Annotated in this window: 20 protein-coding genes; 10 read left to right on the top strand and 10 right to left on the bottom strand. The window is 40.6% G+C overall.

Annotated elements, in window-relative coordinates:
- Positions 1-48: 48 nt before the first annotated feature.
- From CBM24_RS01980 to trmD, 6 genes are all read right to left on the bottom strand, one after another.
- Complete coding sequence (locus tag CBM24_RS01980) at positions 49-564, bottom strand: RNA polymerase sigma-70 factor (RefSeq protein WP_227550098.1); 516 nt, start codon at positions 562-564, stop codon at positions 49-51.
- Positions 565-630: 66 nt separating this feature from the next.
- A complete protein-coding gene (trpC, locus tag CBM24_RS01985) occupies positions 631-1,413 on the bottom strand; it encodes an indole-3-glycerol phosphate synthase TrpC (protein WP_088160045.1) in 783 nt (260 codons plus the stop codon).
- 11 nt (positions 1,414-1,424) lie between these two features.
- Entirely contained in the window at positions 1,425-2,000 is a 576-nt protein-coding gene (locus tag CBM24_RS01990) for an anthranilate synthase component II (RefSeq protein WP_070561612.1), read from the bottom strand.
- Positions 1,987-2,280: a chorismate mutase gene (locus CBM24_RS01995; RefSeq protein ID WP_075990830.1), complete on the bottom strand. Its 294-nt coding sequence runs from the start codon at positions 2,278-2,280 to the stop codon at positions 1,987-1,989. The genes CBM24_RS01990 and CBM24_RS01995 overlap by 14 nt, the downstream gene beginning before the upstream one ends.
- Entirely contained in the window at positions 2,277-3,680 is a 1,404-nt protein-coding gene (locus CBM24_RS02000) for an anthranilate synthase component I family protein (protein WP_088163429.1), read from the bottom strand. Before CBM24_RS02000 ends, CBM24_RS01995 begins: the two co-directional genes overlap by 4 nt.
- A 258-nt stretch (positions 3,681-3,938) precedes the next feature.
- Complete coding sequence (trmD, locus tag CBM24_RS02005; RefSeq protein WP_088160046.1) at positions 3,939-4,616, bottom strand: tRNA (guanosine(37)-N1)-methyltransferase TrmD; 678 nt, start codon at positions 4,614-4,616, stop codon at positions 3,939-3,941.
- An 84-nt stretch (positions 4,617-4,700) separates the two neighbouring features.
- On the opposite strand from trmD, the gene CBM24_RS02010 reads away from it, so the two are divergent.
- Positions 4,701-6,332: an ABC-F family ATP-binding cassette domain-containing protein gene (locus CBM24_RS02010; RefSeq protein ID WP_088163430.1), complete on the top strand. Its 1,632-nt coding sequence runs from the start codon at positions 4,701-4,703 to the stop codon at positions 6,330-6,332.
- Between the two features lie 123 nt (positions 6,333-6,455).
- Here CBM24_RS02010 and gndA read toward each other — a convergent pair whose 3' ends face one another.
- Together gndA and CBM24_RS27460 are read right to left on the bottom strand one after the other, a co-directional pair.
- Positions 6,456-7,871: an NADP-dependent phosphogluconate dehydrogenase gene (gene gndA / locus CBM24_RS02015; protein WP_088160047.1), complete on the bottom strand. Its 1,416-nt coding sequence runs from the start codon at positions 7,869-7,871 to the stop codon at positions 6,456-6,458.
- The gene (locus tag CBM24_RS27460) at positions 7,858-8,040 is read right to left on the bottom strand and encodes a hypothetical protein (RefSeq protein WP_198386027.1); all 183 of its coding nucleotides are present in this window, start codon (positions 8,038-8,040) and stop codon (positions 7,858-7,860) included. The genes gndA and CBM24_RS27460 overlap by 14 nt, the downstream gene beginning before the upstream one ends.
- Positions 8,041-8,051: 11 nt before the next feature.
- Here CBM24_RS27460 and CBM24_RS02020 point away from each other — a divergent pair, with 11 nt between their 5' ends.
- From CBM24_RS02020 to CBM24_RS02060, 9 genes are all read left to right on the top strand, one after another.
- Positions 8,052-9,563 carry a gluconokinase gene (locus CBM24_RS02020; RefSeq protein ID WP_088160048.1) on the top strand — a complete coding sequence of 504 codons (1,512 nt, stop codon included), beginning with the start codon at positions 8,052-8,054 and terminating at the stop codon, positions 9,561-9,563.
- A 16-nt stretch (positions 9,564-9,579) separates the two neighbouring features.
- Complete coding sequence (locus tag CBM24_RS02025) at positions 9,580-10,902, top strand: gluconate:H+ symporter (RefSeq protein ID WP_088160049.1); 1,323 nt, start codon at positions 9,580-9,582, stop codon at positions 10,900-10,902.
- Between the two features lie 180 nt (positions 10,903-11,082).
- Positions 11,083-12,567 carry a TPM domain-containing protein gene (locus CBM24_RS27465; protein ID WP_088160050.1) on the top strand — a complete coding sequence of 495 codons (1,485 nt, stop codon included), beginning with the start codon at positions 11,083-11,085 and terminating at the stop codon, positions 12,565-12,567.
- 161 nt (positions 12,568-12,728) lie between these two features.
- On the top strand, positions 12,729-13,331 hold the full coding sequence (locus CBM24_RS02035; RefSeq protein WP_088160051.1) for a CDP-alcohol phosphatidyltransferase family protein: 603 nt from the start codon (positions 12,729-12,731) through the stop codon (positions 13,329-13,331).
- Entirely contained in the window at positions 13,324-14,154 is an 831-nt protein-coding gene (locus CBM24_RS02040; protein WP_088160052.1) for a phosphatidate cytidylyltransferase, read from the top strand. The genes CBM24_RS02035 and CBM24_RS02040 overlap by 8 nt, the downstream gene beginning before the upstream one ends.
- A gap of 50 nt (positions 14,155-14,204) precedes the next feature.
- Entirely contained in the window at positions 14,205-15,233 is a 1,029-nt protein-coding gene (locus CBM24_RS02045) for a patatin-like phospholipase family protein (protein WP_088160053.1), read from the top strand.
- Complete coding sequence (locus CBM24_RS02050; RefSeq protein WP_088160054.1) at positions 15,230-15,985, top strand: SDR family NAD(P)-dependent oxidoreductase; 756 nt, start codon at positions 15,230-15,232, stop codon at positions 15,983-15,985. The genes CBM24_RS02045 and CBM24_RS02050 overlap by 4 nt, the downstream gene beginning before the upstream one ends.
- Positions 15,967-17,400 carry a phosphatase PAP2 family protein gene (locus tag CBM24_RS02055; RefSeq protein ID WP_088160055.1) on the top strand — a complete coding sequence of 478 codons (1,434 nt, stop codon included), beginning with the start codon at positions 15,967-15,969 and terminating at the stop codon, positions 17,398-17,400. Before CBM24_RS02050 ends, CBM24_RS02055 begins: the two co-directional genes overlap by 19 nt.
- 63 nt (positions 17,401-17,463) lie before the next feature.
- On the top strand, positions 17,464-19,170 hold the full coding sequence (locus CBM24_RS02060) for a bifunctional alpha/beta hydrolase/class I SAM-dependent methyltransferase (RefSeq protein WP_088160056.1): 1,707 nt from the start codon (positions 17,464-17,466) through the stop codon (positions 19,168-19,170).
- Between the two features lie 548 nt (positions 19,171-19,718).
- Here the strand turns inward: CBM24_RS02060 and CBM24_RS02070 are convergent.
- Entirely contained in the window at positions 19,719-20,675 is a 957-nt protein-coding gene (locus CBM24_RS02070; protein ID WP_088160058.1) for a Fic family protein, read from the bottom strand.
- A 155-nt stretch (positions 20,676-20,830) separates the two neighbouring features.
- Positions 20,831-25,675 (bottom strand): DNA repair ATPase, encoded by a 4,845-nt coding sequence (locus CBM24_RS02075; RefSeq protein ID WP_088160059.1) that lies wholly within the window; start codon positions 25,673-25,675, stop codon positions 20,831-20,833.
- Positions 25,676-25,751: the final 76 nt, after the last annotated feature.

Below are 25,751 nucleotides of genomic sequence, written 5' to 3' on the forward strand. Positions count from 1 at the left end.
ATTCAACTTGCTAACAAAAATACGAGATTTCTCTTTTTATGGATCAACTTACAATATATATTCTGTTAATTCTGTTTTTAATGTTTTAAGTGCCCGCGAAATATGGTATTCTACAGCTCTTTCAGAGATCACCAGTTCCTGGGCAATTTGCTTGTTGGTAAGTCCCTGTTCCCTGCTCATCCGAAATACTTTTCGACATTGGTTAGGCAGTGTGTTGACCAGGTGGGAAATTTTGTTTGCGAGTTCCTCAGCAATCAACGTATTGTCCGTATAGTGGGATTCGCTGGTGTTTGAAATATTGCTTAGGTGTTGTTGACGGGAGACCTTGTTGCGAATGTATTCAAAAGCTTTGAGTTTTACCGAGCGGATCAGATAACGTTCCACTTCTTTCAGTCGAAGCTCATTTCGTCTTTCCCAAAGTGATTTGAAAACATCTTGAACGATTTCTTTTGCATGCTCTTCATCTTGGATATTACTAAGACAGAAAGCAAACATACCTTCCCAATGACGAAGATATATTTGCTCAAAACTCTCTCGATCTATAATAAAAAAATCCGTTTCCAAAATACACTGACCTTAGCTTATACCTTGGCAAATATAATCTTATTTAGATTGATTTTACATAACTTTCTATATTTCTTTTACAAAGTCTTTGATAGCTTGTCCAGGATCGGCTGTCTTCATGAAATTTTCACCAATTAAAAATCCCTGGAATCCGGCTTTTTTTAAGGCTTTAATTGTCGAAGGATCAGCTATACCGCTCTCAGATACTTTAATATATTCTGTTGGTATTTTGTTCAGGAGATCATAAGAATGCTGAATGTCGACTGAAAAATCTTTAAGGTTTCTATTATTGACACCAATTGCGTCAATGTCATCGAAAAGATTATCCAACAGTTCCTGTTCATTGTGTACCTCAAGTAAAACATTTAAACCCAATTGGTGTGCATAGGCTGCAAATTCCTGTATTTCCTCCTTTTTCAGACATGCTGCAATTAAAAGGATGATATCTGCTCCATAAGCTTTCGCTTCGGTGATCTGATATTTATCCACGATGAATTCTTTTCTTAAGATAGGAATGCTAATAGCCTCGCGTGCTTTCGATAGATCTTCTAAATTGCCTTTGAAAAATTCGCTATCAGTAAGAACCGAGACTGCCGAAGCACCTGCCTCCTCGTATGCCTTTACAACATCTTCCACTGCTGAAGTACTATTGATGTCTCCTTTTGATGGCGATGCTCTTTTGTATTCCGCTATAATTCCTGTTTTTTCAGGATCAAGAATAGATTCTCTCAACGATAGACAAGCCACACTGAAATAGGGATAGTTTAATAGTTCCTCAAAAGGAACTAAAGCTTTTGCTTTTTCTACTTCTATTTTTTTTCGTTCAATGATTTTATCAAGTATAGTCATTTTTTTAGATGTTAGATTCCCAACCAGTTTTCAATTAATTTTTTACCATTTGTGGTCAATACCGACTCTGGGTGGAACTGCATTCCCCTTACATCGTATTCGGTATGGGTTAAGGCCATAATGATGCCATTCTCGTCGATCGCCGTTACCTTGAGGCTAGCTGGTAGGGTGTCTTTGTTTACAGCCCAAGAATGGTAGCGTCCAATTTTGGAATCTTTTGGGAAATCCCGAAACAGTTTCTCTGACTCATCAACAACAGTAATATTTGTTGCTACGCCATGCAAAGGTTTTTCCATATTGAATAGTGTACCACCAAAGACTTCTGCAATAGCCTGTTGGCCTAAGCAAATACCCAATATACTTTTATGTGGAGCGTAGGTACGGATAACATCAAGTAATAATCCAGCTTCTTCTGGAATACCTGGGCCCGGCGAAAGAAGTATTTTATCGAAAGCATCAATATCTTCCAGTTTAAATTTATCATTTCTCCATACAACATACTCTTGATCTAATTCCTGTAACAAATGGACCAAGTTGTAGGTGAACGAATCGTAGTTGTCTATAACGACTATTTTATTGTTGCTCATAACCTTTTGCTATAAAATCTTGATTAATATAATTTTCAATTTCCTGGAATATAGACTGAATAAATTCGATTGGCAAATGAAATCTTTTTGCCAGTAGGACATAATTACTGTCCAGGTTCCGTATAATATTCTGCTCTTCGTTTTGCTCATCCTCGAAGGACTTGCCTTTGCCGATATAGGTTTTTCGTAATGCCAATAGCTCAACGATGCGGTTGTCAATGGTGTCTACCGAATCATGGATATGTTGCTTGTTGACACAGTATTCCAATGGTCTGATCATAATGTTTCTGCTAATTGTAATGCTTTTCGTAGCGCAGCAATTTTGTTATTTACTTCTTGTAGCTCCATTTCGGGGTCTGAATCTAGTACGATACCGCCACCGGCCTGATAATGTAAGGTGTTTTGCTTACTTAGGAAGGAACGAATCATAATGGCATGATTAAAGTCTCCGTTAAAACCCATGAATCCAATTGCACCCGAATAAAATGAACGTTGTAATCCTTCATAACGATTAATCAATGTCAACGCCATATGTTTTGGAGCTCCTGAAAGCGTACCCGCTGGATATGTATCACCTACGATGTCAAATGGGTTGATATTATCTTTTAATGTGCCCGTTACTTTGGAGACCAAGTGGATAATATGCGAGTAATATTGTGGTTCCATGTAAGACTCAACTTTAACTTGGGTGCAATGTCTACTTAAGTCATTGCGGGCAAGATCGACGAGCATAACATGTTCGGAAGTCTCTTTTGGGTCTTCTTTGAGCTTGGTGGCTATCTTTTGATCTTCCTCCATGTTACCTGTCCGTTTGAATGTTCCTGCAATAGGGAAAATCGTCGCTTGTTTCCCGTGGATACGCAGTTGAGCCTCAGGCGATGATCCGAAAAGTTTAAAGTCACCATAATCAAAATAGAAAAGATAGGGCGAAGGGTTGATGGAGCGGAGCGCACGATAGACATTGAATTCATCACCGGAGAACGGTGTCTTAAAGCCTCTGGATGGAACGATCTGGAATACATCACCACGTTGGATATGCTCTTTCATCTTCTTAACCAACTGACGGTGTTCTTCATCGGTACGATTGGAGCTTTCCTCGCCAGCTAGTTTGAAGGTATATTCAGGAAAGTTTTTGTTCTGAATAAGGAACTGCATTCTTTCAAGTTCTGATTCTTCGTCATCCAGCAGATGTTCAAAAATATAGAGTTGATTACGGAAATGGTCGATGGCAATGACATATTTGTAAACATGATATTGCATAAACGGTATTTTCCGTGCCGGATCTACCGTTGTTGTTAGTTTGATGTCCTCAAAGTGTTCAATACAATCGAAGGTGAAGTAACCAAATAGGCCATTGGAAATCAAGTTAAGTTCAGCAATTGTATGATCTTCGAAGGAATTCCTAAAATCGGAAACTTCTTGACGTAATTCGATTTCGTGCGCATTTTTTACGATACGTTCTCTACCCGGATAAGTGAGCGTCAGCTCTTTCTCATCGAGCTGGATTCCGGCAATTGGTTGACAACAGATGTAACTGATGTTGTTGTCGCGACTATGGTAGTCGGAGCTTTCCAGTAACAATGAGTTTGGAAAGATATCTCTTAGGCGAAGATAGATGCTCACTGGTGTAGTTGTATCCGCGAGCAACTTTCTGGTTTTTGTTTTGAATGTATACTTCATTTTTTGTGTCTTATCTTCTTGTTGTAAACTATGCATAAAAAAACCCCGATACTGGTCAGCATCGGGGTTGGAATTTCCATAAATGGTTTTGGTTGATTATGAAATATTATGACAATACCAATTAGTTCCCGATGCTTATTGCTTCAGGCCACCACCAATTTGTATTTGTATATCTTCGTGTCATTATTACACAAATTTATAAAAAAAAATAAATAAGCAAACTTTTTGTGACAAAAAAACAAAAATTCACCTTATTTCTTAATCATTTAATAAATCAGGACGTCTTTCTTGCGTTCTTTTTAACTGTTGTTCATCTTTCCATGCAGCGATTTTTGCCTCATGACCACTAAGGAGAATATCAGGTACTTTGTGGCCTTTCCAGTCTGCAGGGCGTGTATAGATAGGCGCATCTAGTAATCCATCCTGAAAAGAATCTGAAAGCGCGGATGTCTCATCCGACAAAACTCCTGGAATCAGACGGATAACAGCATCTGTAACAATCGCCGCTGGAAGCTCACCTCCGGACAGTACATAATCACCGACTGAGATCTCTTTTGTTACATAAATATCACGGATACGTTGATCTATTCCCTTGTAATGCCCACAGAGAATCATCATATTTCCTTTTGTAGATAATCCATTCGCAATATCCTGATTGAATGTTTCACCGTCGGGAGTCATGTAAATGATCTCATCGTATTCCCGTTCAGCTTGCAATTGCTCTATACACTTGGCAAAGGGTTCTATTTGAAGGACCATGCCCGATCCGCCACCGTACGGATAATCATCGACACTTTTGTGTTTATTTGTTGAATAGTCTCTTAAATTGTGGACATATATTTCAGCCAAGCCTTTGTTCTTTGCTCGTTGCAAAATAGAGTGTGCAAATGGACTTTCCAAGAGGTCAGGTAAGACCGTAATAATATCAAAACGCATGGGGCAAAGATACACAAAAATGCACCATTGTCTATTTATAAGATTGATTCGCTTATCTTTGTGCCAAAATTAAGTGTATATACAGTGATTGACGTAAATAATATTTCTGTTTCCTTTGGGGGAACAACTCTTTTTTCAGATGTATCTTTCTCCATCAATGAGAATGATAAGATCGCATTGATGGGTAAAAATGGTGCCGGTAAATCCACCTTACTGAAAATTATCGCTGGAGTGGGTAAACCTACTACAGGTAATGTTGCTGGTCCGAAAGATGCCATTATAGCCTATTTACCGCAACATTTGTTAACCGAGGATAACGTGACTGTTTTTGAAGAAACATCAAAGGCTTTCGAAGAAGTCTATGGTATGCGTGATGAGTTGGAAAACCTGAATGAGCAATTAAATATCCGTACAGACTATGAGTCTGACGATTATATGCAATTGATCGAACGTGTATCCGAATTAAGTGAAAAGTTCTATTCGATTGAGGAAGTTAACTATGATGCAGAAGTTGAAAAGGTCCTGAAGGGGCTCGGTTTTGAGCGTTCGGATTTTACAAGACAGACTTCTGAGTTTTCCGGTGGTTGGCGGATGCGTATCGAATTAGCTAAAATATTATTGAAAAAGCCCGATTTGATTTTATTGGATGAGCCAACCAACCACATGGATATCGAGAGTATCCAATGGCTGGAAGATTTCTTGGTCAATTCGGCTAAAGCAGTTATCGTTATTTCGCACGACAGGGCATTTGTCGACAATATCACCAATCGGACCATCGAGGTGACGATGGGAAGGATTTATGATTATCGTGCCAAGTATAGTCATTACTTGGAATTACGTCAGGAGCGTCGCCAGCATCAGCTAAAAGCGTATGAAGAGCAGCAACGCTTTATTGCGGACAATCAGGAGTTTATCGATCGTTTCAGAGGTACCTATTCTAAAACATTGCAGGTGCAATCACGGGTAAAGATGTTGGAGAAATTGGAAATCATTGAAATCGACGAGGTAGATACTTCCGCACTGCGTCTTAAATTCCCACCATCCCCGCGCTCGGGTCAATATCCTGTTATCGTTGAGGATCTAACCAAGATTTATGATGAACACGTCGTATTTCAAAAAGCAAATATGGTCATCGAACGTGGTGAAAAGGTCGCTTTTGTCGGGAAGAACGGTGAGGGTAAATCGACCATGATCAAAGCAATTATGGGGGAAATCGATTTCGAAGGTACGCTGAAAGTAGGGCACAATGCAAAAATTGGGTACTTTGCACAAAATCAGGCCGCATTACTTGATGGAGAGATGACCGTTTTTGATACCATTGATCAAATCGCTGTAGGTGAAGTGCGTGTTAAAATGAAAGATCTTTTAGGAGCCTTTATGTTTAGTGGCGATGATACAACTAAAAAGGTGAAAGTGCTGTCCGGAGGAGAAAGAACACGTCTGGCGATGATAAAATTGTTGTTGGAACCGGTAAATGTATTGATTCTCGATGAGCCGACAAACCATTTGGACATGAAAACAAAGGACATTATCAAAGATGCTTTGAAAGATTTCGATGGTACGCTGATCCTTGTTTCACACGACCGTGACTTTTTGGATGGTTTGGCAGAGAAAGTCTTTGAATTCGGAAATAAACGCGTACGGGAGCATTTTGAAGATATTAAAGGTTTCTTGGAATACAAGAAGATGAGTAGCTTGAAGGATATTGAACGTTAGCATCTAAATAAACGTAGTATAAAACCCAATAGGGGATTCAGTTATTAAAAGCGGCTTTTTTATATAAAAGCCGCTTTTTTGCGTTTTAAATTAAGATTAATCGAATCTTCAAGCTTTTTTTTCTTAATCCCAAAGCGTGTGAAAGATACCTTCCCGATCAATACGTTCATAGGTATGTGCACCAAAATAGTCTCGTTGTGCTTGTATAATATTTGTAGGTAATTTTTCCGATCGATAGGCATCAAAATAAGAGAGTGCGTTTACGTATCCGGATACGGGTATCCCGTTTGCGATAGCATCTTTCAATACCTCGCGAAGGCTGGCCTGCGTGCTCAGCAACTTTTGTGCAATGGTGTTATCGAGTAGGATATTACGCAAGTCAGGATTAGCCGCATAGGCTTTTCTAAAATCCTCGAGCAAAGCCGCGCGAATAATGCAGCCGCCTCGCCAGACTTTGGTTACCACCTGTAAATCTAACTCATAGCTATAGCTTTCCGATGCAACAGTAAGCTGTGCCAAACCTTGCGCATAGGTCGTGATGATCACAAAGTACAATGCATTTTTTAAGCGAGAAATGAGTGTTGCTGCGGGGAGATCAACCGCTTGTCCATCCCATTGAAGTAATTTTGCCGCCTCCAAACGTTCAGGTTTGTATTTGGACATATCGCGCATATTGACCGCTGCATCAATCACCGGAACTGGCACCTGTAGATCCATTGCATTTTGCGAAGTCCATTTACCCGTTCCTTTTGATCTTGCCCAATCTGAAATCAGGTCTACCAAATACTGGTCACCTTCTTTTTTCTTTAGAATCTGAGCGGTAATCTCAAGCAAGAATGAGTTTAGTTCGCCCTTGTTCCATTCTTCGAAGGTCTGCTGTATGGTTTGGGTGTCAAAACCATATAATCTTTTCATCAGGTCATAGGTCTCTGCAATTAACTGCATGATACCATATTCGATACCGTTATGCACCATCTTTACATAATTTCCGGCCGACCCGTTGCCTAAAAATTCTACACAGGGTTCGCCGATTACCTTGGCCGAAACTGCCTCAAATATTGGCCTTAGTCTTTCGTATGCCTTTCTGTCGCCACCAGGCATCAAGCTTGGCCCGCGACGAGCGCCACTTTCTCCTCCCGATATGCCCATTCCGAAGAAATGTATACCCATAGCGGAAAGCTCATTAAACCTTCTGTCTGTATCCGCGAAGTACGTGTTTCCGCCGTCGATGATGATATCTCCTTTATTCAAAAGCGGAACAAGGCTGGCAATTGCCATATCAACCGGCTTTCCGGCCGGCACCAATAGCATAATTGCTCTGGGTTGTTGCAAAGCCCCGATAAACTCTTCTACTTGGGTCGTCACTTTGATGCGATGTCCTTCGCTTGCTTCAGCTTCCAATGACTCCGCTTTCTGTGGGTCTAGGTCTAGTCCTGCTACTGCGAAACCGTTGTCGGCGATGTTCAGCAATAAATTACGTCCCATTACGCCGAGCCCAACTATTCCAAAATCGTAGTTATTATTTTTATCTATACTCATCGTTTAATGCTGTTTTTCTAAGATGAAATTTACCATTTTTGTTTATACTATGAAAGACAATTATCAGCAGATCGGTATGTGGCACTTCTCTCGCTTCAATTAGTTTGCTGGTATTGAGCCTTTTGTTGTAAACCAACAGATAATCCGTATATTGAGCTCTCCTAAACATCAATTTTATTTATGATCATTGGATTAGACATTGGGACATCATCTGTGAAAGCTGTTGCATTTGACTACGAAGGGAACATCTTATCCCAGTATAGTGTACCTTATCCTATATTAAACCCATCGGAAGGCTGGTACGAGCAAGATCCGGAGATTGTTTATGCTGCATGTATTGAGTCTATTCGGTATGTAATGATTAACTTAAGGCAATCTCGTGCAGAGATACCGAAACCCGTATGTATTTCGGTGAGCAGTGCTATGCACGGACTGATCGCTGTTGACTCGGCGGGACAGCCACTTAGCAATTGCATAATATGGGCAGATCGCAGAAGCGAGAATATTGCGGTTGCCTTGGAGGCAAGTGAGGTGGGAAGGCTGCTTTATCAGCAGACGGGTACACCAATACATCCCATGTCTTTGCTTTGCAAATTAATGTGGATAAAGTCCAACGATCAAAAATTATTTGCGCAGTCGCACAAGTTTATCGGTATCAAAGAATTTCTTTTTTACCGGCTCTTTGGAGTTTACGTGGTCGATCATTCCATCGCATCTGCAACAGGGCTTTTCGACATACATCACCTAACATGGTCTGATCAGGCGTTAAGCTTGGCGGGTATATCGGAAGAGCAACTAGCATCTCCAGTTCCGGTCGATTATATTTTAAATATGCCTAGCCGAGAAATTGCGGCCTTGATGCACATCCCTGAAGATACCCCTTTTGTTATAGGTGGTAGCGATGGTTGTTTGGCTAATCTCGGGGTAGGGGCTATAAGTCCTGGAGTGGCTTCGGTAACAGTCGGTACCAGTGGGGCTATTCGCGTAGCAAGTTCGCGGGCAAATCAAGAAAAAAAACAAAGACTATTTACATATCTACTTAGACCAAATGAATATATAATTGGTGGTGCGGTTAACAATGGCGGTGTATTACGCAACTGGTTTCGAGACAACTTTTTGTGCGAATTTACCCAAATGGAAGTAGATGGGGATTCTTCTGCGTCGTTAAATGCTTTGGTCGACTCCGTCGTTCCCGGGGCGGAGGGCTTGATATTCTTGCCCTATCTAACTGGTGAACGGGCACCACATTGGAATTCCAATGCAAAAGGTGTTTATTTTGGAATACAGTTGCATCATGGCAGGGCGCACTTTGCACGTGCCATGATGGAAGGGATGTTGTTTGCAATTTACAGTGTAGGACTCGCATTAGAGGAGAACACCGGTCCCATTCATACGATTTTTGCAAGCGGCGGCTTAGCACGTTCATCGTTGTTGGTGCAGATGCTTGCAGACATTTTCAATAAACCTGTATTTACCAAAAATACAGTAGAAAGCTCTGCTTGGGGAGCAGCATTGATAGGCTTGGAAGCATTGGGTATACAGGGAGGTGAGCCTACTATAAAAAACAAACAAACGGAAGAAAAGCAAGATACCGAGCACTGTTATAAACCGAGTGCGGAGAATCACGCTGTATATATTAAAAACTTCCAGAAATTTGAACACCTGTACCATATATTGGAAGGTGAATTTTAACTAGATATAAATTATTATGCCTCTAATCATCGTTATTTTAGGAGTAGCTTTACTACTTCTTTTAGTCACTGTCGTCAGGTTAAACACGATCTTTTCATTACTGATAACCTCCGTTGCGGTCGGTTTTGCGATGAATATGAGTGCCGTCGATATCCTTAAATCTGTTGAAACTGGAGTGAGTACCACTATGGGCCAGTTGGCACTATTGTTGGCTTTCGGCTCTCTACTGGGGAAATTGATGGCGGAGGGTGGTGCTGCAGAAAAGATTACAACGGTACTAACGGCTGTATTTGGCAAAAAGAACTTACCTTGGGCAATGGTTCTCACGGGCTTTTTAGTAGGAATTCCCTTATTCTACAATGTCGGTTTTATCGTCTTAGTACCATTCGTTTTCATGGTATGTGCTTCCAATAAAATGCCCTTGCTTTACGTAGCCATTCCGTTGCTGGCAGCGCTGTCCGTGACACACGGTTATTTGCCTCCACATCCGGGAGCTACCGCCATAGCGCTTACCTACAAAGCGGATATAGGCTTAACAATGGTGTATGGCATTATTTTGGCAATTCCTGCCATAATTATCGGTGGACCGCTCTTTGGCAGGATGCTTAAGCGCATTCCGACCAACCCACCCACTGAGTTTTTTCCTGAACACAATCAAGCAGATCGAAAAGAGCTTCCCGGATTTGCAATTAGTATATTTACGGGGCTTTTTCCAATAATTTTAATTGCTTTTGGTTCATTTTCCCATCTAATATTTCCAGAAGGCTCCTCTTGGCTGAAGGCACTACGTTTCTTGGGTGATCCGGTGGTGGCTTTAATGATTGCCTCGCTAATGGCGATGTACACAATGGGTATCCGCCAAGGCAAAAGTTTGCGGGAGCAGTCAGCAAGTGTGGAAGAAGCAATCCGCGGGATAATGATGATCCTTTTTATCATTGCAGCATCAGGCGCTTTCAAGCAAATTTTGGTAGATAGTGGTGTAGCGAACTACATCGCTGACCTAACAGCAGACCTGAGCCTGTCGCCTCTTGTGCTAGCATGGTTAATAGCCGGTATCATTCGCCTAGTTATCGGTTCGGCTAGTGTTGCTGGGCTCACGGCAGCGGGCATTATGCTTCCCATTGTACAGGCAGGAGAGGTTACTCCTGAATTAATGGTGCTAGCGACGGGAGCGGGTAGTCTCATGTTCTCACACGTCAACGATCCGGGGTTTTGGATGTTTAAATCTTATTTTGGAGTGAGCATGAAGGATACGTTTCGCTCATGGACGGTGATGGAAACGCTCGTTTCTGTTATTGGATTGATCGGTGTCTTGATTTTACACTGGCTTGGCCATTGACAGCGAATGAGAAAGTTTCATATTGCTAGGATACATTAATAGGACAAAGCGTCTTAAACGAATATTGAATTATATAGGCCCATAATCGGTTGATTATGGGCTTTTTTTTGATGAAAACCTTTGTTTGATTTTTTTTTCTTAATATCGTGACAATGAGCCAAATTTTGTTGTTCTAAAACTATGCAGAGATTACATCGTTTTTATATTTTTTTATTGATTTGGGTAGGAAGCTGCCTCCCCGGGCTGTCAGCTTTCGGGCAATTTATCGCCTATACCGTCGACAATCTGCCAAGCCCCAAATTACAGGGACAGGATTATTTTGTCTCCAATCCTGATGGGATTCTATCCTCGGGTACAGTGGCTGAATTAGATCGCTTATCGACGCAGATTGAGGCTGCTACAAAAGGTGAATTTGCGATCGTTGTTGTGAATGATTATGTTGGCGACAGTGATTTCGAATTTGCCTTAAAATTATTCAATACCTGGGGTATTGGTAAGAAGGAAAGTAACAATGGGCTTTTGTTGTTTATTGCTAAAGACCGGCATGAATACCGTTTTATTACAGGGTATGGTATGGAAAGTATTTTGCCCGATGCCTATTTAAAACGTATTGGCGAAAAATATCTCGTACCCAATTTTAGGAATGAAGATTACGACCGCGGTGTTACGGAGGCCGCAGAATTTATTAAGACAATACTTACCTCACCGGATAGTAAGGCCGAGCTCGAACGCTTGATGCCAGAGGCAACGCCGGTCTGGAGCTTTAAAAGCCCTATCCTGCGAAATTCACTGTTGGTTTTAGGTTTATTTGCGATCTGTTATATCTGGTTGGGCGAGGTGACGCGAGCGATCAAAGGAAAGTTGACCAAAAAAAGTAAATATTTTCCGCCTTTAGTCAGTGGATGCGGCTGTATGGGGATATTAATGTTTATCTCGGTGTTTATCTGTGCATTTGCCCTCAATAATTTTGAGGAGGTCTATCAGTGGAAAAATCTACCTTATTTTATAGTTGTTTTTGGTAGTATTACCCTGGCCATGAAATACAATGCAAGCCGCACGCAAATTGTTAATTCCTATCAGGATGAGGAAAATATTCAAAAGGCTCTACGTAAATTTCGTGTCTGGGGTTTGGTTCCGCTATTACTGAGTCCATTGGCGCTATTTGATCTCATTGGATTAAACAAGCGCATTCGGAAGAATCAACTTCGATTGATGCCGCCAGATCAATCTGGTCGTTGGTTGCGCATGAATAAGGATGATGTATCTACCCGTGAAAGTGCGTACCTGGATAAGGGGCAGCTTTTGGAGGAAAAAATCGGTAGCCGTTCGTATGAAATCTGGATAGATCAGGCGACCAATGAAACAAAGCTGGTTCCCTGGGACGAGAATGTTGGGTTCAGTGAATGTCCTGCATGTCATTATAGAACTTTTGAGACTGGACGTACCAAGACGATACGTGCAGCAACTTATAGTTCGCAGGGATTAGAGGAACGCTTTGACTTATGTAAGAATTGTGGACATCGGGTATCTCATGGTGAACACTCGACTCCAGTTAAAGTGCGCTCAACATCGAGTAGCTCTGGCGGAGGATCTAGTAGTAGTGGTGGCGGTGGAAGCTTTGGTGGCGGATCTTCTGGTGGGGGTGGCGCCGGTGGAAGATGGTAGTCGGTAATTTAGGGCAAAAAAAAGGTTTCCAAACGGGGAGAATGAAAACCTTAAATAACCAATTATAAACCTAAATTATGATGACACAAATATAGTGTATATATTACACTATGCAAATTTTTTTTTAAAAAAATGAAAAAATAAATTACAGCTAGCGCGAGATGATTTCTGTTTATAAATTAAAACCAAAATTTCAGCAGTTGCTGATGCCGATCTTGAACTTTTTACATAGAAAAAAGGTAACGGCAAACCAGATCACGATCGGATCTATTGTATTGTCTTTGATCATTGCTTTACTGTTTTGGTATGCTGATCGTTTCCCGATTTTCTTTTTGGCCCTGCCAATCGGATTGTTATTACGAATGGCCTTGAATGCCTTAGATGGCATGATGGCACGACTTTTTAATCAGACTAGCAAGACGGGCGAAGTATTGAACGAAGTCGGAGATATTGTTTCGGATGTCGTGCTATTTTTTCCTTTGCTGAAGTTTCATCCGGAAAGCATATATCTGATCGTCGCTTTTATCGTATTAAGTGTTGTGAATGAGTTTTGTGGATTGATCGGGAAGGTGATTGCCAATGATCGTCGTTACGATGGACCGATGGGTAAAAGTGATCGTGCTTTGCTGTTGGGGGTATATGGAATTTTAGCATTATTGCATATTTCAATGGTTACTGTTTCAGATTATATTTTTGGTGTTTTATGCTTACTCTTACTTTTGAGTTCGGTAACTCGATTGAGAAAGGCTTTGGCGCATGGCTGATGCCAATAGCAAGTTCGCAGATGTTCCTGTTCGTGTTAGAAGCTGGGGTTATATTGTCTTGGTGTTGGCGGTTGCCTTCGTTCCACCAACAATATCACCCTTGTTTGTGGCCTGGATAACCTTTCAAGGGATGCGCGAGTTTGCTCGTATGTTTATCCCTGAATGTAAGACGCAACCATTGGTGTTTCTTTGCATGGCATTGTTGCAAGCGTTGCTCCTATACTTTTGTTCCTATCGAGCATATCTATTGTTGGCTAGCTTCTTGTGTTTGGGGACTGCTTTGTTTTTCAAATATGGTTTAAAGGTTAAGAAGGGAGCTGTGTTTGGGCTGTTTTTGGGCGCGGTAGCTTGTTTGCTTGCATTTAGCCATTTAGCTTTTATCCGATCCATTAAAGTGGATGGCAACCCATTCCTAGGACTAAAATTAATCGGATATATTGTTGTGTTAACGGAATTGAATGACGTCTTTCAATACCTGATGGGTAAGTTTTTTGGCAAACGTAAAATCGTTCCGCGTATTAGTCCAAATAAGACAATTGCGGGATGTGTGGGCGGTATCAGCTTAACAATTATATTGAGTAATTTATTGGGCTATTTTTTACTGCCATTTCAGAATTTTCTATACTTTTCGTTGTTCGGTTTGTTTTTCGGTATTTTGGGATTCTGGGGAGATGTCCTTTTTTCCTATCTGAAAAGAAAGACAGGAGTAAAAGATACTGGAACATTGATTCCTGGGCATGGTGGTTTATTGGATCGTATCGATAGTCTGATCTTCAATGCGCCCCTGTTTTATGCTTTGATTATCCTGTTTTTGGGGAATTAATAGAATTTGATGAATGTGGTAGTGAGAAGGCTAACTAAAATTTCAATCTGATGGCTTATCAACGTGCTGTTTTATTTTCGGGGGGTGGAACTCGGTTCAGTATATATCTTGGTATGTACGCTGCGCTGGATGAGCTGGGCTTAAAGCCAGATCTGCTTATCGCGAGCTGCGGTGGTTCAATGGCAGTGGCTGTTATACAGGCCTTTGCTACACATGAAGCTCGCAAGTCCTATCTGCAATCAGACGAGTTTTATCAGTTTTTCCTGCATCATCGGCTTACAGAACAGCGTCGTTTGGGGAGGCTGGGCGTGTATGTTTTGAAAAAACAGTTTAATAAAAAACGGGCACCCTTTATTGAGGATGTTTTTAATCGCTATCTCGTCCATATGGAACAGGATCTTTCCTTACTATTGCCTACATTGGATAGACCATTCTCAGCAGCAATTCCAGCACTTGTGGTCGGCGCTAAAGTGCTGTTCAGTCCGTCTGAAGTTGGGCAGCGGCGTGGGGACCGGAAACTCTATCAAAAGATATTGATGGGAACTCAGGATGTATTGGCAAACGTGCCCGTTGAGGCAATAGGAATTTCGGCTAGTAATTACGAGCATAGTGCAGTGGCTAAAGCGGTTCATTTGAGTGCTGAGTTTTCTATGCTACAGGCGGCCCGTATTTCGATGTCCGATATGTTTTATATTGAACCTGTATGCTCCAATAAAACCTATTATACGGGTGGAGCAATTGATCTTGTACCAATGGAGCTAGCAAAGTCGCTTGCTCAAAACATCATATGTGAGCGAAAACAACCTTATAAACCGCAAGAAGAAGCGTTGGTTCGGGCAGTATTAGGCTTTAGCGGAAATAAACGATTAACAGATTTGGAACAGCAGTTTCCGTATGCACATTGGATTGATACACAGGATGCCGCGGAACAATTAGCTGGGAAATACTGTAAAAAAGGAATTGATTGGTCTAAATTTGAAGTTACGCTGTCTTTCCCGATTGATCAACAAGAATTTGCGGAAGCGATGGAAGCGCAATGGAACTATGGTTATGAGGCGACATTAAATTCATTGAAATGAAAGTATTTATTGCCGGTGGTACAAGTGGAATAGGCCTTGCTTTGGCCAAGCGTTATCTTGAGCGAGGAGCCGAGGTAGCGGTATGTGGGCGTGATTTGACGAAAATGTCAGCATATTCCTGGGGACATAGCATCAGAAGTTTTGAAGTCGATGTATGTCAATTGGGCAGCCTGCAAAATGCGGTCAGTTCATTTTGTGCACATATGCCTTTAGATCTCTTTATCAATTGTACAGGGAGTTACGCGGATGACGTTGCTCAACAAATAAGCTATCAGGAAGCGGTGGCTATGCTCCAGATCAATATCATGGGCACTTTAAATTGTTTTGAAGCGGCAAGAACTGCTATGCAAGGTCAGTCGGGAGGACAAATTGCAATCGTTGCATCAGTTTCGGGAACGCTCCATTTTCCCAATTCAAGCCTATATAGTAAGACAAAGCGTGCTGCAATCCAAGTGGCTGATGCGTATCGTAGGGCACTCTATCCGTATGGAATTGCGGTTACTGTTATTGCTCCGGGCTATGTTGATACGGAAAAATTGAGAGCGCTCAATAAGCAAGATTTGTCTAAAAAGCCATTCTTAATCCCTGTAGACGATGCAGCACAGCGTATAATGACAGCTATCGAACAGAAGAAGAAGCAAGTCGTTTTTCCGAAGCGTATGAAGTGGTTGATGGCATCTCTGGGACTACTTCCAAATATCGTGTTGAATAAAATTATGTCAAGGAAGGCCAAATGGATGAAAAACGATTGAAAAATAGGGGGCTGCAATTTGCTGTTTTCCTTTATTGTGCGCTATTTTTCCAGTTGACTTATTCTGCTGCTGCGGTCCATGCTGCAAATCAGGCTACTGTATCTTCGTTTGTGTTTCCTTTTGAACACTTTATGCCGTTCGTTTCTTGGATGATTATCCCCTACATGAGTAGCGGTTTGTTCTTCGCTTTGGTTCCTTTCTGTTGTCGAAGTCGAGAAGAGCTTTGGGTCTATACGAAGCGTTTCAGTTTCATTACCATCGTCTCTATTTGTTGTTTTTCTATTTTTCCCTTGCGATTTTCTTTTGATAGGCCTAGCGTTGAGCATCCTGTTTTTAAATTCTTCTTCGCCTTTTTAAGTAAGCATGACTCTCCATTTAATCAAGCACCTTCGTTGCATGTGGCGTATGCATGTCTGTTTTGGTCTGTGCTCGGTAGGGCGCTAAAAGGTTGGACACGCTGGGTAGTGGGGATTTGGCTGCTATTCATGGGGATTGCTACACTCACCGTTTATCAGCACCATCTGGTGGATGTGTTGACCGCGTTGATTCTGGTTCATGTTGGATTTGTCCTATTCCCATCACCATCGGGATTGCTTCATGACAGCGCTTTATTGAGGCTAAAGGCGGGGCATTTGCCCTTTTTGGCCGGTACCGAAAAGATGAAATTAGACGAAAAGGCGAAATTAGACTTGGAGGCCGAGGTTTGTCGTAGAAACCAGGGAATTGGCAACGTTTACTACGCCATCGGCTGGTGTTTACTGTTACTGGCATTGTGGGGCGGAACTCATGCATTTGGATTATATCTTTTGTGTTGGCCATCCTTAGTCTGTATTGCGGTAGGAAGGAATTATGTTATCAATAATCCAAGGTTTCTGAAAAATGAAAAAGGTTGGATATCCGGCTTTAAGAAATTGTTTTATAGCCCATACCAATGGATTTATTGGTTGTTGTGGCGATTCGCAAGACGTCGTAATAATCTGCCATTGCTTGAGATTTTACCAGGTTGTTATGTAGGCCCGAGGACGACAGCAGGAGATCTCCATGTGCTTGGTCTGAAGCATCTGGTTGTTTTTGACCTGGCTGCCGAATTGGAAGAAATAGCGATCCTACATGTACAGGAAAACTATCATTCATTTCCATTGTTGGATATAGCGGCAATTACGCTGGCTGATGCCGAAAGGATATTGGCTGCGCTCGTCATCCGTTATCAGCAATTGAAGCGAGGTGAAAATATGATTATACATTGTACAATGGGCTACAGCAGGAGTATGATTTTTGCTGTTCTATTGTCACAAAAAATATTATCTTTAGATTTAATGGATGCTATAGATTTGGTTAAATCTCATAATAAGCATCTTGTATTGCATAAACATGCACTTAAGTTGATGGAGGTGCTAGTTGAGAGAAATAGCTAGACGGTCATTTGCATGATCTTTGTTGTTAAATATACTATTTGATATTAGTCAGTAAAATTATACATGAAATCAGGTTACTTCAAGAGTTTTGATCAAGGGGAGTTATTATATCGCGTTTGGAATTATCAGGCTGGACAGCGGGTATTGATTGTGCTGCACCGTGGGCATGAGCATTCGGAACGTCTGCAGGAGATGGCTACGGATCCACAGTTTGCCGATCATTCAATCTTTGCATTTGATTTGCGCGGACATGGTTATACGAAAGAACCAGTTTCACCGATCTTTATGGATTATGTACGGGATCTGGATAGTTTCGTTCATTATATAGGCCGTGAATATTTGGTTGATTCGAAAGACATTTTCGTTATCGCCAATAGTATTGCAGGAGTTGTTGTCAGTGCCTGGGTACATGATTTTGCTCCTAAAGTCGCAGGTATTGCATTGTTGGCACCTGCATTTGAAATTAAATTATATGTGCCCTTGGCAAATCAGATGATTGCTTTGGGAACAAAGCTAAAAAAAGATCTGATTATCCAGAGTTATGTCAAATCTAAAGTGTTGACTCACGATATAGACCAGCAGAAGGCTTACGATGCCGATCCTTTGATTTCCAAATCTATCAATGGCGCTCTGTTGGTTGATCTATTAAAAGCTGGTGAGCGTATCGTTGAAGACGCTGCGGCGATTGATATTCCTGTGATTGTCCTTTCTGCTGAAAAAGATTATGTGGTCAAAAATTCGGTGCAGAAAAAATTCTTTGTGACAATTGCTTCAAAGTTGAAGACCTTTATTACATTACGTAATTTCTACCATGGGATTCTATTTGAAACAAACCGGCAGAAGGTGTACCAGTATCTGCGAAACTTTATCGACAAGGCCTATGCCCGACAAAGTCCTGAGCTGACGCTTGAACCCGATGAGTTTTCGGTGAAAGAGTATGAACAATTATACCATAAGTTACTTCCTGCGGGTGAAAAATTGAATTATGCGGTCCAGAAATGGGCATTGGGTAAAATAGGTTCCTTAAGTAAAGGAATGAATTTAGGCCTGCAGTTTGGATTTGATTCTGGGATATCGCTGGATTACGTCTATCGCAATGAATCGCAGGGTAAAAACCGCTTTGGCCGCATCCTCGACCGTGGTTATCTGGAGGCCATCGGCTGGAAAGGAATTCGCATTCGAAAACAACACTTGTTACAGTTGCTGGAAGAGCATATAACAAAAGTTAAAGCTGCTGGGAAAACCGTTAAGATATTGGACATTGCGGGTGGGACCGGAAATTACTTATTTGATATTAAAGAAAAATATCCCGAGGCCGAAATCGTGATTAATGAATTCCTGTTGTCAAATATTGCGGTAGGAGAGAAGATTATCCGTAGAAACGGATTGCAGGGAATACGATTTACCAACTACGATTGTTTTGATCCAGCTACCTATTCCAAACTGGAATTCAAGCCTAACATTGTTATTATCTCAGGTATCTTTGAACTTTTTGGTGATAACGAAATGGCAAGTAGAGCTGTAAAAGGTGCAACTTCGATTTGTGAAGAAAGCAGTCATTTGGTTTATACTGGACAGCCATGGCATCCACAGTTAAAGATGATTGCTTACGTGTTAAACAGTCATCAGAAAAAAGACTGGGTGATGCGCCGTCGTTCGCAGAAAGAATTAGACCGTCTGATGGCCTACAATGGAGTCGTTAAGGAACGTATGCTGATCGACGACTTTGGCATATTTACAGTTTCTTCGGGGGCTGTGAAGGGCGGATAATTGTAAAAGATGGAAAAGCTCATAGCCTAGTAGTATTTTCTTTAATCTTACTCTCAATATTTTTTAATCTTATAACAAACTCAATAAAAAGTTCCCATTTTGGGAACTTTTTATTGAAATAGCTTTGATTTTGCTTATCTCAGGTTTTTTTAAATGGAGGTAAGTAAAATGGATATCCGGTTCTTATATTCTCTGATCTCCTGAACAATATGTTCCAAATTTCCATTGAAGTCCATGATGCTTATATAAATTGGCGTGTAGCCGATTTTGAAGATTTAGATGAAGATACATTGCGTATGAAACGTCACATTCCAGATATGGTGGAACTTGAACGTTTATTGGACATTGCTAAGATAGCCTTCGCGCAGAAGATGGTCGTATTATTTGGTTTTAATGAAATAGTATTATAGAGTGCAAAACAATTATGGAAACGAAATATCATACTAAATATCCTGAGGAGGGTGATTATATCATCGAATGTCAGCAAGAAGAACTAAATGTATAGCCGAATGTTAAATATAGATTTGTTGTTTTCATTATATAGTAAATTACTTGAATTGATATTCTGTCAATCGTTGCTCTCCAAACTTCTTTAAAATATTTTGTTCAACAGCCCATTTTAGATCCCTGCTTGCAGTGGGAGCGGAAATATTCTTAAAAGTTTGTAGATAGTCTTTTCGATGAAATTTATTTTGACCGATTTTCTCTTTAAACAGACTTATTCTGTCTTCTAAACGAAGTGTTTTATTTTGAGCTTGTAAAAGTTCTTCTAAAGCGGTCAGAATAATCCCAAGCATGAACTCAATAAATGGTGTTGAGCTACCCTCTTTGTCCGACTCTGAGAGCTTTGCGTAATACGCATCTTGCTTTTGTTTGATTAGGCTCTCAATGGGTAAAAACTCAAAAACAGGATATCGCTGCATTAAAATCAATGTCTGCCATAATCTCCCCATTCTGCCGTTGCCGTCGATAAACGGATGTATAAATTCAAATTCATAATGGAATACACAACTTTTGATGAGAATTAAATCTGCGTCTTTTTTTAGATAAGCAAAAAGATCTTTCATCAAACCTTTAACCATTGTCCCACTTGGGGCAATATGTTTTACCTTTGAACCTTTTACAATACCCACATTCGTAGTTCTTAATTTTCCTGCATTATCGATCAACCCATTCATCAGGAGAGAATGAGCCTTTTCTAAATTTTTTAATTCATAAGGATTAAAATCATTTAATTTGTCATAAACTTTTATAGCATTTTGTACCTCTAAAATATCCTTTTTGGGTGCGATAATTCTTTTATTTTCTAATAATGCGGTAATTTGTTCCTCAGTTAACGTGTTACCTTCGATTTCTAAAGACGATTGAATCGTTTTTATACGGTTCTTTTTTCGTAGCTCCGTGGTGGGTTTATATAAATGAGCAGCATTAATTTCTCCTATTCTCTCTGAAATAGAACTAATTAATTTTAAAGTTTCACTTGTAATAATATATGGTGGTTTCATTATGATGATACTATCATTTGATACTATTAAAGGTAATCATTAATTAACCTAAAAATAGCTAATGCTTAAAAAATATTTGACAGTAGTCGTATCAGAAATACTGCTATTCCAGCTGAATAGACAGGTAAAGTCCACTGGAATAGCAATGTTAAATATTAGTTCTTATAAGCACGAATGGCCTGTATGATACCCTCTAGGTTTTCGTTAAAGTCCTGCATTTGTGCAAACACCTTATCATCTTTGGCCAAACCACCATGTTTATTGTTCTTGCGGAAGATTTGTTTGATGTGTTCCCAGCGTTCTTGTTCCACATTGTTTATCAATCCGGCGAGTTCTTTCAATTTTAGAAGATTACTTTCTGTATCGGCAGTAAGGGTTTGTGACTCGCTTTCATAATGTGCGAGGAGAACCTGATCAATCTCCTCATCGTTCATCATGGGCACGATCTGCGCAATGAGCTTGCTCATATTCCGGTAAGATCCTTGCATTTTGAACGGCGGTTCTGTTCGATAATTGTCTTGCATGGCCGCACTTTGAATATAATTTTGATTGACCTTGATGACAACATTTCTGATCTTTAATACATGTTTTAATACCGTTATAAAATCATCGATATCTTGCTTCAGGTAATTGCCTTCTAAATCGGGAAGTTGGTCTACCACTGATTGCGCGTAGTTCACTAAAGCATAAAAATCGTTGAAGGATTTGCTTGCTATTTTTTCAAGGTAGCTGTTTTCAATTGCCGCATTTTCGATCAAGCTTAGATTGAATAGTGCTTCGGTATCACCGATCACATCCCCCAGATTGTAGACGTCGGCACGGTTGGCAAGCATATCTGGAATCTGAAATTTAGACCCGCTTTCTGTATAGGGGTTTCCAGCCATTACGATGCAGAATCTTTTCCCACGCAAATCATATGTTTTACTCTCGCCTTCAAAAATACCGTCGATCTTACGTTGTCCGTCTGCCAATGAAATAAATTTCTGTAGGAATTCCGGATTCAAATGTTGGATATCATCGAGGTAGAGCATCACATTGTCGGCCATTTCGAAGGCAAGATTAATCTTCTTAAGTTCCTCACGTTCACCAGAAGTTTTCGCCTCCACAGGATCAATTGAAGTAATGGAATGCCCAATTGTAGGTCCGTTGATTTTTACAAAATGTAAACCCATGGTTTTCGCGAGATATTCCATTAATGTTGTCTTTCCGTAACCTGGAGGAGAAATGAGGAGAAGCATACCCATTCTGGCGGTACGTTTATTGTCGCCAGCTGCTCCAAGTTGTTTGGCCAGGTTATTTCCGATCAATGGAAAGTAAACTTCGTTGATCAACTTATTTCGGACAAAAGATGTTAAGACTTTTGGTTCAAATTCTCCGATTTTCAGCTCCTTGGCATATGTTTTTCCAAGCTGCTCCTTCAAAGAAGCGAATTCTTGAAAACGAGGGGCATTCAATTCGGCAAATGTCTTCAACCTACTCAGAAATTGATGGTATTGAATCTGTTCTTCTCCATTGTTCAAGATAGGATGATTTCCCTTTAATCCCTGGATGAGCGCATTGTCTTTGGCGATGATCAATTGGTATTCATCTTTTGGATAAAGAAGTGTGACTGCAGTTTCCTCAATGTACTTGTGGAAAGCCTGGTAATTACTGTTCTCGTCGATAAAAGAATTTAGCCAATTTAAAGTCAAATAGAAACGGTCTACGAGACTAAATTGTGTATGCTGAATATCTGCTTCAAAGAGTTTGAAACTCTTTTTGTTTTCCAATAACCTGATGAAAGCCTTCTTCAGTTCATCCGATTGCTCACTGACGACAAACTTGCTGTAGCTTGTGAAAGTCTGGAAAAGATAGCTCGCGATCTCCTCTCCATCAATTGTCGAGCGATCCAAATGAGTGTCCCAATTGTTGAATAATGTTGTGAGTTCGTCAACGACAGATTGATAGCGTGTGGAATTTGGAAATGCTTTTAATACCGAGTGTGTAGATTGGATCAACGCCTTTTGTTTTTCCTGTTGGTCTTGGGCCAGTGAATGCCAAAACAACTGCGCCATAGCACGCAAATGAGCATCGTAACGTAAAAGATCAAGCTTGCTGTCAAGCTGTTTTATGGTATCATAGATTACCAGGGCATCAAAATTATGCACTCCTTTGACATAACCTTCCGAATAACTTTGCTCGACAGTCTGATTGATAAACAGGTTGGCATCAAAATCTTGCTGTCCTTTAGAAGCAAGAAATGTTTTATAGGCGAGATATTCAGCCCGGTATACGTCTTTGTTTTCGGAAATCAGTTCCTGATCCCAAATATCTCTAAAGTTTTCAATCTCGGATCCCTTGACTTTTTGATAGAAGCTCGTTCCGGTAAGATGGAAGTATATTTCGTCATTTTTGCGTACGAGCGTTAAACTGAGTGACTGACTATTGACGGCAAATTTATGCTTGCCAAGCGCAATAATGTTCTCTCCATCTACAAATAGATCATTCTTGTCACGTAAAATGCGCAATGCATCCTCTTGAGATTTTTTGAGTAGGTTTTCAAGATTTTCAGCTTTTGAAACATCACTGAGCGTTTGCAGTTCTTGTACAAGTTGTCTGATTTTGTCAATCATCAAATCTGAAGCAAAGAAACTTAGGATTTCCTCACGCGTTGCAAATGTCTTTGACTTGTTTTCGATATTCTTTAATACACGAAGGCCAATTTGTTCGAGTGAAGAGCTTCGTTTGTTGATCTGTTCAACGATTTGCTCTCTGCGGGAATTAAATGCTTTGATGATTTCATCGCGCTTATCTGCTATCTTCAGGGCGAAGTCCTCAAATTCTGAGAACTTACTTTCAAGTTCTTCCAGTTGAACAATGACCTTGGTATAATACTCGTCTACTTTTTCTGTTGTCGTAGAGAGTTCAAGGTAGTTGGTGACAGACTGCTCCAGTAATGTAAGTTGGGCAGAAAATTCTGCAATGGCTTCCGTACTTTTTAATGAATTGAGTTTGCGTGTAAGCTGCGACCGGACTTCATTCAAGGAAGAGAAAATAACAGCTATCTTTTCGATAATTTTGGTGGTTTGAGTGGAGTCGTCGATTTTTAAACTGTTTAGAATATCGATCAACAGCTCCAGCTCACTCGATATAGCCGAATTGGCTTCCTCGATCGCCTTGGCGTCATAGACCTTGATAATTGCTGCAACATTGTTTTTCTGTTGCTCCACTTTCTGCTCATAGGGGTGTAAAGCCTCGTCGCGAAGCAAGAAGGCAATTGTCTTTTCGGCGAGCTCGGTGGTGATTGACTGTAGTTTATCGAGTAAAGCATCGATGCGGACTACATCAATATATTTGACATTTTTGAGGTCAATGATTTCGCCTTGTAAACGACGTGAATCTGCCAGTTGATGAACAAGTTGATCAAGCTTCTCGACTACTGTACTATTGATGGAAAAGGTAAGCTCCTCCATTTTCTTCTCGGCACTGCTATTGAGCTCTGTGGCGTATTTACGTTGGGCTTGGACCTTAACAAATTCGTCAATTGCTGTATTGGCGACCTCCTTGATCTGTGCCAGTGGCTGCCCAAGATTTGACAAGGCTTCATCCTTTATCCAAAAATAGGAGTCAAGTAGGACAGTCGATTTTTTGAGTATATCCTCGTAAAGACCTTCATAACTGTCTTCTTTGTTGATGAGCTGTATGACTTCTTGTGCTTCGGCCATGGCTTGTACGATCTGTTTATTGCCGACCTTATAAAGCGGATCGTCTTTTTTTAGCTCATTTTCTTTGAGTACGGCCATGTAAGGGGTTTCCCAGATCTGAACCTGATGATGCCTTGTTGCTTCGGCCTCTGTGTGAAAGTAAATTAAACTACCGTCTTTGAAAAGTGTGAAGCCATTGCAGATGATCGGAGTTTCGACATGCTGCTGAATGATGTTATAAGACAGTAAGATGTAGGTATTCGTTTCCTCCTGACAAAAGATATAGAGAAAGTCTTCGCCGTTTGGTGATGCTATGCGTCTAAGGAAACTAACCTGGTCAAACTGGACGTCAAAGATTTTATGGGTGCCATTCTGCAGGTAGTATCCGTTAGAAAAAATGATTCCTTGACTATCGGGTAGTAGAATGGCCGATTCATTAAGTGATTTAAGGTTCACAACTTCTTTTGTCCGTTGGTTAAAGACAAATGCTCGGATATCTTCTTGATACGGTTTAATGCGAACTGCAATCAAATTGCCAAGGTCTGCATAGTAGTAATCCGCATCATCCAGTTGTTGGTCGGCGTTTGACACTTTTTCGGAGTAGATTCCTTTCCCCGTATCGGTGTTGTTTTCAATTTTGAAAGTAATATCGCCATTGATTGCTTCTATAAAGATCTTGTCCTTAATGGAAATGTGCGGGTGTTTTCCGAGGCGACGGTCTTCCAAGGTTGTTTTTGTCCAGTCAAACTCAAACTGATTAGGCAATTTAACCTCATGAATGCTGCGGTCGTCCTGATATTGGAGCGTTCCGTCTTTAATCAACCACTTGAATGCCTTCAGGTCAGCAGGATTTTTGCTGGTCTGAAAGATCATATAAAGATAGTTTTCCGTACGTCGAAACTTGGAAAAGATCGAGTCGCGATAGTATTTATATAAATTTTGGTAATCGCCAATGAAATTAGGATCATTGATCAGATCGAGTGATTGTGGGATAAATTGATTGTTTTCGAACGTATATACACTGAAAACATCTTCGAGTTTAATTTCGGTGCGTAACCCAAAATGGACGTTATAACCGAATATACATAGATTGTCCAGGGCTAAAATACCGCGAGCAACACAATTATTTTCTGTGGTGATCCGTTGGTTGGCCTTGAGTATAAAACTTGTCGCATTAAAGACTTCCTTGCGGGCATTATTTAGTTGCTGGAGTTTGATAGATAGCTCTTCTTTTTGTGTAAGAAGCCGCTTCCGAATAATCTCGTATGCACCTTGATCAAGGGAGTCGTTCTGATTTATTACGTTTTCTTCTGGCATAAAACTGAGCTTTATCGACTTTGTATATGTGGTAGAATCATTATTTATTACCTGCAGTGATTATGAACATTATCTG

The organism is Sphingobacterium sp. G1-14 (assembly GCF_002196555.1).
In the GTDB taxonomy this organism is placed as follows: domain Bacteria; phylum Bacteroidota; class Bacteroidia; order Sphingobacteriales; family Sphingobacteriaceae; genus Sphingobacterium; species Sphingobacterium siyangense.

Coding starts and splice junctions, on each gene's coding strand:
- trpC (WP_088160045.1), bottom strand. CDS start 1,413: ATGACTATACTTGATAAAATCATTGAACGAAAAAAAATAGAAGTAGAA.
- CBM24_RS01990 (WP_070561612.1), bottom strand. CDS start 2,000: ATGAGCAACAATAAAATAGTCGTTATAGACAACTACGATTCGTTCACC.
- CBM24_RS01995 (WP_075990830.1), bottom strand. CDS start 2,280: ATGATCAGACCATTGGAATACTGTGTCAACAAGCAACATATCCATGAT.
- CBM24_RS02000 (WP_088163429.1), bottom strand. CDS start 3,680: ATGAAGTATACATTCAAAACAAAAACCAGAAAGTTGCTCGCGGATACA.
- trmD (WP_088160046.1), bottom strand. CDS start 4,616: ATGCGTTTTGATATTATTACGGTCTTACCTGACCTCTTGGAAAGTCCA.
- gndA (WP_088160047.1), bottom strand. CDS start 7,871: ATGAGTATAGATAAAAATAATAACTACGATTTTGGAATAGTTGGGCTC.
- CBM24_RS27460 (WP_198386027.1), bottom strand. CDS start 8,040: ATGTTTAGGAGAGCTCAATATACGGATTATCTGTTGGTTTACAACAAA.
- CBM24_RS02020 (WP_088160048.1), top strand. CDS start 8,052: ATGATCATTGGATTAGACATTGGGACATCATCTGTGAAAGCTGTTGCA.
- CBM24_RS02025 (WP_088160049.1), top strand. CDS start 9,580: ATGCCTCTAATCATCGTTATTTTAGGAGTAGCTTTACTACTTCTTTTA.
- CBM24_RS27465 (WP_088160050.1), top strand. CDS start 11,083: ATGCAGAGATTACATCGTTTTTATATTTTTTTATTGATTTGGGTAGGA.
- CBM24_RS02035 (WP_088160051.1), top strand. CDS start 12,729: ATGATTTCTGTTTATAAATTAAAACCAAAATTTCAGCAGTTGCTGATG.
- CBM24_RS02040 (WP_088160052.1), top strand. CDS start 13,324: ATGGCTGATGCCAATAGCAAGTTCGCAGATGTTCCTGTTCGTGTTAGA.
- CBM24_RS02045 (WP_088160053.1), top strand. CDS start 14,205: ATGGCTTATCAACGTGCTGTTTTATTTTCGGGGGGTGGAACTCGGTTC.
- CBM24_RS02050 (WP_088160054.1), top strand. CDS start 15,230: ATGAAAGTATTTATTGCCGGTGGTACAAGTGGAATAGGCCTTGCTTTG.
- CBM24_RS02055 (WP_088160055.1), top strand. CDS start 15,967: ATGGATGAAAAACGATTGAAAAATAGGGGGCTGCAATTTGCTGTTTTC.
- CBM24_RS02060 (WP_088160056.1), top strand. CDS start 17,464: ATGAAATCAGGTTACTTCAAGAGTTTTGATCAAGGGGAGTTATTATAT.
- CBM24_RS02070 (WP_088160058.1), bottom strand. CDS start 20,675: ATGAAACCACCATATATTATTACAAGTGAAACTTTAAAATTAATTAGT.
- CBM24_RS02075 (WP_088160059.1), bottom strand. CDS start 25,675: ATGCCAGAAGAAAACGTAATAAATCAGAACGACTCCCTTGATCAAGGT.